This window comes from Nitratireductor sp., from assembly GCF_017794765.1.
Taxonomy (GTDB): domain Bacteria; phylum Pseudomonadota; class Alphaproteobacteria; order Rhizobiales; family Rhizobiaceae; genus Nitratireductor.
Genome location: NZ_CP051236.1, coordinates 1038732 through 1050259, shown reverse-complemented (window position 1 = coordinate 1050259; position 11528 = coordinate 1038732). Strand labels below are relative to the sequence as shown.

Sequence of the window (11528 nt, the reverse complement as noted above, 5' to 3'; positions counted from 1 at the left end):
CGCCTCTCTCTCTCATTTCTGGAGTTTGTCCATGTCCACCACCTCCAACCGGCGGCTTGAGGCCCTGCGCGAACGCATGCGCGAAACCGGCACCGATCTCGTCGCCATCGGCCCGTCTAGCCACATGATGTATGTGGCGGGCCTCGATCCGCATGGTGACGAACGCCCCGTCATGCTGCTGGTCTCGAAGGATCATGCCGGCTTCCTGATGCCCGCGCTCAATGTCGACAGCTCGCGCCAGAAGACCGACCTGCCATTCTTCCCCTGGCGCGACGATGACGGCCCGGACGCCGCGCTTGCGGAGCTTCTGAAGGCATCGAACCTGCCGGAGGCCCCGAGCGTCGTGATCGACGAGACGATGCGCGCCGATTTCGCGCTGCTTCTGCTCGACGCGCTGCCGGGCGCAAAGCGCCGTTTCACCGACGACACGGTCGGCCATCTGCGCGCCCGCAAGGACGAAGACGAGTACAAACGCCTGAAGGCAAGCGCGGTGCTGAACGACAGGGCCGCCATGGCCGGTTTCGATGCGCTGAAGCCGGGCATCACAGAGCTGGAAGTGGCCGCCGCGATCCGCGACGTCTACAAGGCGGCGGGTGCGGTGCCGGTGTTCACCAGCGTCTGCTTTGGCGGCAATGGCGCCTTTCCGCATCACCACACCGGCGCGACGAAGCTGAAAGAAGGCGATGCGGTGCTGATCGACACCGGCGGGCGGCTGGACGGCTACCCCTCCGACATGACGCGCGTTGGCTTCTATGGAAAGCCCGATGCGGAGTTTGAGAAGGTCCATGCCATCGTGGAGCGGGCGGTCACCGCAGCGTTGAATGCAGCCAAGCCCGGTGTCACCGCAAAGGCCATCGACAAGGCCGCGCGCGACGTGATCACGGAAGCCGGCTATGGCGAATACTTCACCCACCGCACCGGCCACGGGCTTGGCATCGACATTCACGAGCCGCCCTACCTGACCGCCACCTCCGGGACCATTCTGGACGAAGGCATGGTGTTTTCCATCGAGCCCGGTATCTACCTGCCCGGAAAATTCGGGCTCAGGCTGGAAGAGATCGTCATCCTGCGTGCCGACGGTGCGGAGATCCTCTCGGACATGCCACGGACGGTGCAGATCCGGGGTTAGCTCCGCGGGACAGCCCCCTGCCACTCTACCTGACGCGCCTCTAGCCCCCCCGGGGCGCGTTTCTCAATTGCTCCGCCAGAAAGGCAAGGAAGCGCGGATGCGCGCCATAGGCAACATTCACCCGGATCGCCGCCTTGCCATTCGCCGGCCTTCCCGGACGGAAGACGCTGCCGGGCGCAAGGAAAATGCTTTCTTCCGAAGCCGCGCGGCACAGCGCCATCTCGTCAATTGAATCGGGAAACTCCACCCAGAGATAAAAACCCGGCGAGACACTCTTGCGGACCGTCAGCCCCAGCCCCTCGAGCCGCGCAAGCGAGGTCTTGTGCGCTTCCTCGACACGTGATTTCAGCTTTCGCAGATGCCGCAGATATTGGCCGCCCTGGATGAGATGAAACACGAAACGCTCGACATAGTCGGAGGTGGCCACCGTGGTCAGCATTTTCAGATTACCAAGAGCGCCAATGATCGCGGGATGGCCGGCGACGAAGCCGCAACGCAGACTGGCTGAAAGCGTTTTCGAGAAGGTGCCGACATACAGAACCCGGTTGAGCTGATCGAGGGATGCGAGGCGCGGCAGTGTCGCGGGCAGAATATCGGCCAGAGCGTCGTTCTCCACGAGCAAAAACCCCCAGCGCTCGGCAAGTTGCATGAGGCCGAACGAAACCGCCGGGGACAAGGTGCTGCCGGTGGGGTTGTGCGCCAGCGACTGGGTGAAAAACACCTTTGGTCTGTGAAGCGCCAGCTTCGCTGCCAGGTCCTCCAGATCCGGCCCGTCATGACCACGGGAGATGCCGATGATCTTTGCCTTGGCGAGCGTCAACTTTGCAAAAAGCGGGTAATAGCCCGGATCATCGACAAACACCGTATCGCCCGGCTCAATGAGATGCCGGATGATCAGGTCGACCCCGTGATTGATCCCGTGCGTGAGGAGAAGCCCGTCGGGCTGGGCGGTGATCGACCGCTCCAGAAGCAAGACACGCAGACGTTCGCGCAGGGGCGCATACCCCCAGGAACTGCCATAACCGAAATCCACCGTGTCGACGTCTGCCGTCCTGAAGCTGGAAAAGTATCGTTTGAGTTCCGCGCCCTCCATCCACGATGCCGGCGGCCTGCCATCACCCGGCCGCACCTCATAGTGCTGGTCAAGCTGCTCCCGCAGGAGAGAAACCACGTCCACCGCCGCAGCAACATGCGGGGCGGGAGGCGAAGGCCGGTCGAGCTGAAACTGGACAACGTAATAGCCAGACCCCGGACGCGCCTCAAGAAGCCCCCGTGCAACGAGCCTGTCATAGGCTTCCGCCATGGTGTTCTTGGAAACGCCATGCTCCCGGGCAGCCTGGCGCACGGAGGGCAACCGTTCACCCGACTTATAGGCACCGGCGGCGAGCAGCCCACTCACCTGCTGGACAATTCGATCGACACGGGAGAGGCGTGTATCGGCTGCGGTCATCGCGTATTGTCCCATTTACATTACCGGGACAGTCATCGCCAATTTGGGCCAAACTGTCCCTTGATTGTCCCAATTAATTTTATGACAATTTGGGTTTACGATCAAACTTGCTGTCTTGGGAGGAAGCAATGACAGATTTGAAGAGGCGCCGTTTTCTGACGGCTTCTGCATTGGGTGGCGCAGCAACGCTGGCAATGCCGGCAGTGGCACGCTCAGAGGAGTCCGTGCAATGGCGCATGCAAGCGCTGTGGGACGGCGGAACCACACCCTTTGAGTTCGAGAAGAAGTTCGTCGAGCGTGTTGCCGAACTTACCGGAGGAAAGTTCGACATCAAGCTTTTCTCGGCAGGGCAACTCGTGCCGGCCAATCAGGCCTTCGATGCGGTCCGCAGCGGCGCATTTCAGATGATGAAGACTTTTGACGGCTATGAAGCCGGAAAAATTCCGTCCTTTGCCTTTACCTCGACCATCCCGTTCGGCTTCCCGGACCCCGACCAGTATGAAGCCTGGTTCTATGAACTGGGCGGCCTGGACATGGCCCGTGAAGCCTATGGCAAGGCCGGTCTTACCTACGTCGCGCCAACTGTCTATGGCGAAGAGCCGATGCATTCGACCGTCAAGATCGAGAGCATTGCAGACATGGCCGGCAAGAAGGGCCGTTTTGTCGGCCTCGCCTCCGCCGTGATGGGGGATCTCGGTGTGGCGGTGACGCCGATGGCGACGGCGGAAGTCTATTCCGGCCTCGAAAAGGGCCTGATCGACTTCGCCGACCGCGGCGACCTCACGGCCAACTATGAGGCCGGTCTCGCAGAAGTCGCGAAATTCATCATTCTACCCGGTGTCCACCAGCCGACCACGGCGACCAGCTACGTCGCGAATTCGGCGGCATATGACGCATTGCCGGACAACTACAAGGCGGCTCTCGCCGTCGCGGCCCGCGAGATTTCCGGGTCCCTGCGCCAGCGCATCATCGTGCAGAACAGCCAGGTGCTCGACAAATACCGCGAACAGGGGGTCGAGGTGATCTATCTCGACCCGGCGGATGTGGCCGAGGCCCGTTCCAAGGCGGTTGTTTCCTGGAAAGCTGCGACGAAGGAAGATCCGCTGGCGACAAAGATCGTCGACAGCCAGATCGGCTTCATGCAGTCGCTCGGTCTCATCTGACCTTGTATCAGGCGGGCGGCCAAAACGCCGCCCGCTACCAACCCCAGGCTGAATATCAGTTCCATGCAGGCAGTTTGCGCCTTTGTCACCGGTGTGAACCGGGTTCTTTTCGTTGTCGCCGCGGTGATCATCTTCGCGGTCGTGCCGATGCTCCTCTACGAGGTGATCGCGCGCTATGCTTTTGATGCGCCCACCGTCTGGGCCATGGAAGCGAGCACGCTTGTCTTCGGCCCCCATTTCATGCTGGCCGGACCTTACCTTCTGCATCTGCGCGGCCATGTGGCGGTCGACATTGTGAGCGAGAAGGCTCCCGCACCGGCGCGCCGCATGCTCGATGTCTTCGCCTTTCTCGTGATCGCCATTTTCGCGGCAGTTTTCGCGGCCGTGAGCTGGCCACTGGCAATAAACGCCTGGTCGCTTGGAGAGACAAGCTTTTCTGCATGGAACCCACCCATCTGGTGGCTGAAATTTGTCGTGCCCTTCGCGTTTGTCATGCTGTGCGCACAGGCGCTGGTCGAGGCAGTGTCGGCCCTGCGCAATGATGCACGCGCGGAGGCGCGCCCATGAGCTCCGAACTCGTTCTGGTCATCATGTTCGCAAGCCTGGTCGGGCTTCTTCTGACCGGCCTTCCGCTCGCCTTCACGCTGGGCGCGCTCGCCCTTGTCTTCACGATCACCCTTTGGGGACCGGCAGCCCTCTCTGTTACCGTCCTCAACCTCTTCGACACGATGCAGTCGGAATCGCTGCTCGCCATTCCGCTCTACGTCATGATGGCCAGTGTGCTGCAGCGTTCCGGCGTGATCGAAAGTCTGTACAAGGCAATGGAGTTGTGGTCGCGCCGCCTGCCCGGCGGGCTTGCCGTCGGCACCATCGCCATCTGCACGATCATCGCGGCGATGACCGGCATTGTCGGCGCGGCCGTGGCCGCCATGGGGATGCTCGCCCTGCCCTCCATGCTCAAGCGCAATTACCAGCCGGAACTTGCCATCGGAACGATCTGCGCCGGCGGCACACTCGGTATCCTTATTCCGCCTTCCGTCATCACGATCGTCTATGCCGTCACCGCACAAGCCTCGATCGGCCAGATGTTCATCGCCGGCGTGGTGCCCGGCCTTCTGCTCGCCTCGCTTTACATCGGTTACATCGTGCTGCGGGCCGCACTCAACCCGACTATTGCGCCGCGCCCGGAAGAGAATGAAGACATCACCTGGGCGATGCGCATCGCGGCGCTGAAGTCGCTCATCCTGCCAATGCTGATCATCGTCGGCGTATTGGGCACCATCTATATGGGCATTGCCACACCGACCGAAGCTGCCGCCGTGGGTGTGGCGCTGGCCTTCGTTTCCGCCCTGATCGAGCGCCGTTTCGGCTGGGAACTGCTGCGCGGGGTCGGCATGGATGTGGTCAAGGTCACGACCATGATCCTCTGGATCACCATCGGCGCGCGGGCCTTTGTCGCGATCTTCACCGGCACCGGCGGTGCCGACTTCCTGCTCGGCTTCATTCAGGACATGGAGGCCAATCGCTGGATCGTTCTGGCCGTCATGCTGGCGATCCTGTTCTTTCTCGGCATGTTCCTTGACGAGATCGGCATCATCCTCCTTTGCGTACCCGTCTTCCTGCCGGTCATCGACTTTCTGGATTTCGACCGGCTCTGGTTCGGCATTCTGTTCCTCGTTTCCGCGCAGATGGCCTATATCTCGCCGCCCTTCGGCTACACGCTCTTCTACATGAAAGGCGTTTTGCCGGCCGGGATCGGCATGGGGACGGTCTATCGGGCCATCATCCCGTTCATGCTGCTCCAGGCGTTCGGCATCCTGATCTGCGCACTGTTCCCGGAGCTTGTGCTCTGGCTTCCCAAAACCATGATTCAGTAACCACAGGACACATGATGAGCGACGTCCAATCGTCCCGTATTGAAGGCCTTCACAAGATGACACCTGCGGAGCGGCTTCAGGCCGTTGCGCGACAGGCGCAGCTCGGCAACGAGGCCTTATCGAACCTCGCGGCAGCAGCCGAGGGACAAATCGAGCTTGCTGATCGTCTCGTCGAAAACGCCATCACCACCATGGCCATCCCGGTGGGCATCGCCACCAACATGATCGTTGACGGGCGCGAAGTTCTGGTGCCGATGGCGACAGAAGAATCCTCCGTCGTGGCCGCCGTCTGCAACGCGGCCAAGCGATGCCGTTCCACCGGCGGCTTCTTCACATCGGGCAGCGGACCCGTCATGGCCGCGCAGATCCAGCTTCTCGGCGCAAGCGACCCCGAGAATGTCCGTCTCAAGGTTTATGAGAAGATCAATGAAATCCGGGCGATCTGCAACGAAACCGATCCGCTTCTCGTCAAATTCGGCGGTGGTTTCCGCGACATCGACGTGCGCGTCATCGACAGCGACGAAGGGCCTATGACCATCGTGCACATCATCGTCGACACGCGCGACGCGATGGGCGCCAATGCGGTCAACAGCATGGCCGAGGCGCTTGCCCCAAGGCTCGCCGAATGGACCGGCGCCCGGACGTTGCTGCGCATTCTTACCAATCTGGCAGACCGTCGCGTAGCGCGTGCACGCGCGGTGTGGACACTCGACGAGATCGGCGGCGCGCAGGTGCGCGACGATATGCTTTCCGCCTATCGTTTTGCCGATGCGGACCCCTACCGCGCGGCGACCCACAACAAGGGCATTATGAACGGCGTCAGCGCTGTCGTGCTGGCGACCGGCAACGACACCCGCGCGATCGAGGCCGGCGCACATGCATATGCCGCACGCGAGGGCCGCTATCGCTCCATGTCGCGCTGGGAAAAGGACAAGGACGGCAACCTGGTCGGCATACTGGAAATGCCGATGGCGGTCGGCCTGATCGGCGGCGCCACCAAGGTGCACCCGACCGCGCAGGCCCATCTGAAACTGCTGGGCGTCGAAACCGCCGACGCACTCGCACGCATCATCGTTTCCATCGGTCTTGCTCAGAATTTTGCCGCTATGCGCGCGCTTGCCACGACCGGCATTCAAAAGGGCCATATGGCGCTGCATGCGCAGAATGTCGCCCTGATGGTCGGTGCGGTCGGTAATGAGATCGATCTGGTGGCAAGTGAACTCAAAGCCCTCGGCAAGGTGCGACAGGATCTGGCCGAAGAGATCCTCAACCGCATTCGGGGCGAACGGTGAGCACACAGGTCTCCATCGTCGAGGTGGCTCCCCGCGACGGATTGCAGGCGCGCAACGAGCATATCGAAACCGCCCACCGCATCGAACTGGTCGAGCGGCTGCGCAGCGCCGGCGTGACACGGATGGAAGTGGGCGCGTTCGTTTCGCCAAAGCGTGTGCCACGCATGGCGGACACGGCGGAGGTCATGCAGGCCGTGAGCGCTTCACGACACGCCGGCGACATGGTGCTGGTGGCAAATGAACGCGGGCTCGAACAGGCGCTTTCAGAAGGCGCGCGTGCCATCGCCGTTTTTACCGCGGCGAGCGATGCTTTCGCCGAGAAGAACATCGGTTCTACCGTGACCGCCTCCCTCGAACGGTTCGCGCCCATCGTCGCGCGGGCGCGCGATGCGGGTGTCTTCGTCCGCGGCTACGTCTCCACCATCACCGATTGTCCCTATGCCGGCCCGGTGGACCCCACGGCCGTTGCGCCGGTGGCCAAAGCGCTGCGCGACATGGGTTGCCAGGAAATCGCTCTCGGCGAAACACTGGGAAAGGCGACGCCTGCGCGCATCGCCGCCGTGGTTGAAGCGGTGGCAAGCGACGTTCCGATAAACGAGATGGCAGCGCATTTCCACGACACCTACGGCATGGGTATCGCCAATGTCTGGGAGGCGGTGAGGTTGGGCATCCGCACCGTGGACGCGGCGGCGGGGGGCCTTGGCGGCTGCCCGTTCGCGCCCGGCGCTGCAGGCAATGTGGCGACAGAGGATGTGGTTTATCTTCTGAATGGCCAGGGCATAAAAACCGGCATCGCGCTCGATCCGCTGCTGGATGCCGTCGCTTTCTGCGCGAACACGATGGGCATTGCCCCAACAAGCAGAGTCTACAAGGCGCTGCGCTCTGCCGATTCCTGAGTTGAACGGGAGAGCAGATCCAGGCGGGCTGATTGACACATATGGAACTTCCTTTATTTATACACCGTATAATTATGGAGTTTTCGAATGGTCACTGGTCACGTATTCATTGCCACCAGCCTCGACGGCTTTATTGCCCGTGAAAACGGGGATATCGACTGGCTGCTCAAGCACGACCAGGCTAACGAAGATCATGGCTATGACGACTTCATAAAAGACATCGACGTCATCGTGATGGGGCGTGGCACCTATGAAGCAGTCCGAAGCATGGGCGCGTGGCTTTACAACCGTCCGGTGCTGGTTCTTTCGAGACGGCTTGCGCCACAAGACATGCCGCATGAACTCAGCGGAAAGGTGCGCTTTTCGGACAAATCCCCTGAGGAAGCGATGGCGATGCTGACGTCCGAGGGTGTACGCCGCGCCTATGTGGATGGCGGGCAGGTCATTCAATCCTTTCTCGAACGCGACATGATCAGCGACATGGTGATCACGCGCGTGCCGATCCTTCTGGGTAAGGGACGGCCTCTGTTTGGCGGTGGTCCCCGCGATGTGGCCCTCGCACACAAGGGTACAAGGTCTTTCCCTTCCGGACTGGTTCAGTCTCACTATGAGGTCATCAAGTGATCGCAAGGCGGCGCGGTCGGCCACCCGCCGACGGAAGGACTGTTTCTCCTGATCGCATTCTCTCGGAAGCCTTGGAAATACTCCATGCCGAGGGCCTCACCGGCTTGACAATGCGTGCTCTGGCAACGCGCATGGGCATCAATCCCATGACCATATATCACCACTTCAAAGATCGGGATGGACTTATCAGGGCTCTGGCAGAGCGTGCTTATGCGGACGTGGCCGCACCTGAGAAGGGTGAAGCGCTTGCGCGCGCGCAAGCTCTCCTCACGGCTTACTACTCCAAGGTTGTCCATTATCCGGCACTGACCCTGGCGATATTTGCCCAGCCGGCCATTTTTCCGGAGCACGCCCGGCGGATCACCGATGAACTGACCCGACTGTTGAGCAGACACAACAACGCCCTGCTTTGGACGCACATACTCGTCGACTATACGCATGGTGCGGCTCTCGCGGTGGCCAGCCGAGATGGAAACGCAGGGCATCAGCGCTCAAATGAAGCCATGCTCGACGACTTCGAATGCGGACTTTCCGAACTTCTGGCGGCATTTGAGAAATCTCTGAAAGGTGATCCCGCCTAGCGCGCCCGCTCCGGAGACGCCGGCTGCAAGGAGCGTCGCGGCTTACCAATCAATATTGGTCGACAGCTTGGATTCGGCGGCAAATGGCGGAGGGGGTCGAACCGGGATCAAACGTTCTCCACCGAATGAGCGGCTACCCTTCGGGCTTTCGTTTCGTCAGCAACGTCGATCCCGGTATACGCCTTCACGCTCCCGTGCGACATAGAAGTTGTGGCAGGTTGGCCGTCCGGGCTGCGATCCCGTCGTGCCTTAGTCCTGAGACTCGCCGGTAGAAGTTCATCGCTAGATCGGTACGGAATTCATGCTTTTGACGGTGTCGACGAGATCGTCAGGTTGACTGGTTCGAGAACGTCGCCGTCGGGTCATGAACATCAATATTGCACTGAGTACTGCGACACCTCCAGAAACACAGAGCGAGCGTCTCATGGCGACACCACGTCAAGGAGGGGCTGGGAAACCCAGTGCAGATGCTGCTTTCTTCAGGCATTGCAAGTATTTTTCCCTGTTTGCTAATCCGTCCTCCCGCGGAGAGACGAGACAGAGCGTCGCCACGCACCGGTGCTCCGCATTCACGACCGGCACCGCGAAGCAATGGGTGAAACTGTCGACAATACTGTCGAACGTGAACTCGCCCTGTTGAGTAGCGTCCCGAACCTCGCGCAGGAACTCTTTGGGATCGAGCCACTCGCCATTTGGCAACTGGAAGTCCTGTGAAGGAATGAAATCGAGGATCTCCTGATCCGACATATGCCCCACCAGCAAGCGCCCCGATGCAGTCCATGGTATAGGGACGGACTGCCCAACATCGGAAGAAATGCGGAATGGTCGTGCCCCCTCTTTCATGCGCACCACTGTGTATTTGTTGCCGTCCAACATGCAGAACTGAGCCGTTTCACGCGTTTCACGTGCGATTGTTTCAAGTGCGTTCTCGCATTCCCGCGTGAAATCGAACTGCTTCTCATAGGCTGCGCCCAGAAAATAGAGTTTGCGGCCCAGATAGACGCGTCCATCGCCGTCGGCAAACTCAAGAATCTGATTGCGCAGCAGCAGGTTGACGAGCTCGTACACCGAAGAGCGCGGCGCGCCAATCTGGCTGGCGATCTCATTGGGACGCATCGGATTCTTCTGATTGCGGAGAAACTCGAGAATCTCAAATGCACGGTCGAGTCCGCGAGCGCGCTTGGCGGTCAAATTCGTTTCGGCTGCTTCCAAGGACCTGCTCCATAACTTCGGGCAACGTTCTTCTTCTTCTGAACTGCCCGCGCCCTGTCAATCTCCACCACCTTCAATTTCGCCGACCGCCGTGATTTGGGTAATCCGGCAATGGCGGCTTGCGGGATGGAGAAAAGTTGATAGGATCCATATCCGTTATAAGGATCATATGTTCGTTATAATGGACATGCAAGAGCGACAACCTCTGTCGCATCGCAATTGTGTTGAGGGAGGAAATCATGAAGTTTCTAGGTTCAATGCGCCACCGCAGCCTGATGGTGAGCGCAGGGGTTGTGGCCATGCTGGCCGCGGGGAGCGGCACTGCTTCGGCGGCTGCCAATTGCATCAAGGGCGATCGCGAGGCGCCGTACACGATCGGCTGGGCGAACATCTATTCTGTACCGACCTGGATGAAACAGACCGAAGGCACGATTGCTGCCGAGGTGGAGAGGTTGAAGAAGGAAGGGTTAGTCGACGAGCTCATGATCACCGACGCCCAGGGCAATGCACAGACGCAGATTCAGCACATCCAGTCGATGATCGATGCCGATGTTGACGCCGTCATTGTTATCGCTGGCTCATCCAATGCGCTTGACCGTGTGATCTCGGATGCCTGTGACAAGGGCATAGCGGTCGTCAATTTCGACAGTCTGGTCAATACCGACAAAGTGACCGCGAAGATCAATACGGATTCCAGCGAATGGGGTGCTTCCGCCGCACAGTGGATGGTTGATCAGCTTGGCGGTGAGGGCAAGGTCATCGTCATGAATGGTCCCGCCGGCATTTCGGTAAGCGATGATCGCCGCAAGGGTGCGCAACCGGTTCTGGACGCCAATCCCGGCATCGAAATACTCACCGAGACGAACACCGAGTACAATGTTGCCCCTGCGCAGGAGGCGATGACCAGCCTGTTGTTCGCCAATCCGGAGATTGATGGCGTTCTTTCGCTAGGCGGTGCACTTTCGGCTGGTTCCATTCTCGCCTTCGATCGTCAGGGCCGCGAACAGGTACCAACCACAGGCGAGAACGCACGCCAGTTTCTTGAGCTCTGGAATGAGAAGGGCTTGAAGGGCTGGGCAACTATGCAGCCTAACTGGCTAGGTGCGTTGTCGGTCTACACGGCAGTGCAGGCACTTGAAGGCAAGGATGTTCCCGCTTTCGTGAAGGTCCCGCTGCCCGTCATCAGCGACGACACCATCGACAGCTACCTGGCGCGCGCCGAGCAGTTCCCGGCCGACGGATACATCTACTCCGATTACGACCGCGCACTCTTCGACGAGCTTCTTGCTCAGTAGAACACGAAG

General features: G+C 60.3%; 11 protein-coding genes. 9 read left to right on the top strand and 2 right to left on the bottom strand.

Translation table 11 applies throughout. From position 1 onward, the window contains the following. Positions 1 to 31: 31 nt before the first annotated feature. A complete protein-coding gene (locus tag HF949_RS05075) occupies positions 32 to 1129 on the top strand; it encodes a M24 family metallopeptidase (RefSeq protein WP_292898687.1) in 1098 nt (365 codons plus the stop codon). A 40-nt stretch (positions 1130 to 1169) separates the two neighbouring features. On the opposite strand, the gene HF949_RS05070 is transcribed toward HF949_RS05075, so the two are convergent. After that, positions 1170 to 2579, bottom strand: coding sequence for an aminotransferase-like domain-containing protein (locus HF949_RS05070; protein WP_292898685.1), 1410 nt, complete (start codon positions 2577 to 2579; stop codon positions 1170 to 1172). A 128-nt stretch (positions 2580 to 2707) separates the two neighbouring features. Here HF949_RS05070 and dctP point away from each other — a divergent pair, with 128 nt between their 5' ends. The 7 genes from dctP (at position 2708) to HF949_RS05035 (ending at position 9012) form a co-directional block, all read left to right on the top strand. Further along, positions 2708 to 3742, top strand: coding sequence for a TRAP transporter substrate-binding protein DctP (gene dctP / locus HF949_RS05065; RefSeq protein ID WP_292898684.1), 1035 nt, complete (start codon positions 2708 to 2710; stop codon positions 3740 to 3742). Positions 3743 to 3805: 63 nt separating this feature from the next. Next, a complete protein-coding gene (locus tag HF949_RS05060; protein ID WP_292898683.1) occupies positions 3806 to 4309 on the top strand; it encodes a TRAP transporter small permease subunit in 504 nt (167 codons plus the stop codon). Next, positions 4306 to 5619: a TRAP transporter large permease gene (locus HF949_RS05055; RefSeq protein WP_292898682.1), complete on the top strand. Its 1314-nt coding sequence runs from the start codon at positions 4306 to 4308 to the stop codon at positions 5617 to 5619. Before HF949_RS05060 ends, HF949_RS05055 begins: the two co-directional genes overlap by 4 nt. Positions 5620 to 5633: 14 nt before the next feature. Then, the gene (locus HF949_RS05050) at positions 5634 to 6911 is read left to right on the top strand and encodes a hydroxymethylglutaryl-CoA reductase, degradative (protein WP_292899996.1); all 1278 of its coding nucleotides are present in this window, start codon (positions 5634 to 5636) and stop codon (positions 6909 to 6911) included. Beyond that, the gene (locus HF949_RS05045) at positions 6908 to 7807 is read left to right on the top strand and encodes a hydroxymethylglutaryl-CoA lyase (RefSeq protein ID WP_292898681.1); all 900 of its coding nucleotides are present in this window, start codon (positions 6908 to 6910) and stop codon (positions 7805 to 7807) included. Before HF949_RS05050 ends, HF949_RS05045 begins: the two co-directional genes overlap by 4 nt. Before the next feature lie 87 nt (positions 7808 to 7894). Beyond that, positions 7895 to 8431: a dihydrofolate reductase family protein gene (locus HF949_RS05040; RefSeq protein ID WP_292898680.1), complete on the top strand. Its 537-nt coding sequence runs from the start codon at positions 7895 to 7897 to the stop codon at positions 8429 to 8431. After that, on the top strand, positions 8428 to 9012 hold the full coding sequence (locus tag HF949_RS05035) for a TetR/AcrR family transcriptional regulator (RefSeq protein WP_292898679.1): 585 nt from the start codon (positions 8428 to 8430) through the stop codon (positions 9010 to 9012). The genes HF949_RS05040 and HF949_RS05035 overlap by 4 nt, the downstream gene beginning before the upstream one ends. Before the next feature lie 438 nt (positions 9013 to 9450). Here HF949_RS05035 and HF949_RS05030 read toward each other — a convergent pair whose 3' ends face one another. Next, complete coding sequence (locus tag HF949_RS05030; RefSeq protein ID WP_292898678.1) at positions 9451 to 10224, bottom strand: IclR family transcriptional regulator; 774 nt, start codon at positions 10222 to 10224, stop codon at positions 9451 to 9453. A 257-nt stretch (positions 10225 to 10481) separates the two neighbouring features. Between HF949_RS05030 and HF949_RS05025 the strand changes: the two genes are divergently transcribed. After that, on the top strand, positions 10482 to 11519 hold the full coding sequence (locus HF949_RS05025) for an ABC transporter substrate-binding protein (protein ID WP_292899994.1): 1038 nt from the start codon (positions 10482 to 10484) through the stop codon (positions 11517 to 11519). The last annotated feature ends 9 nt before the right edge of the window (positions 11520 to 11528 follow it).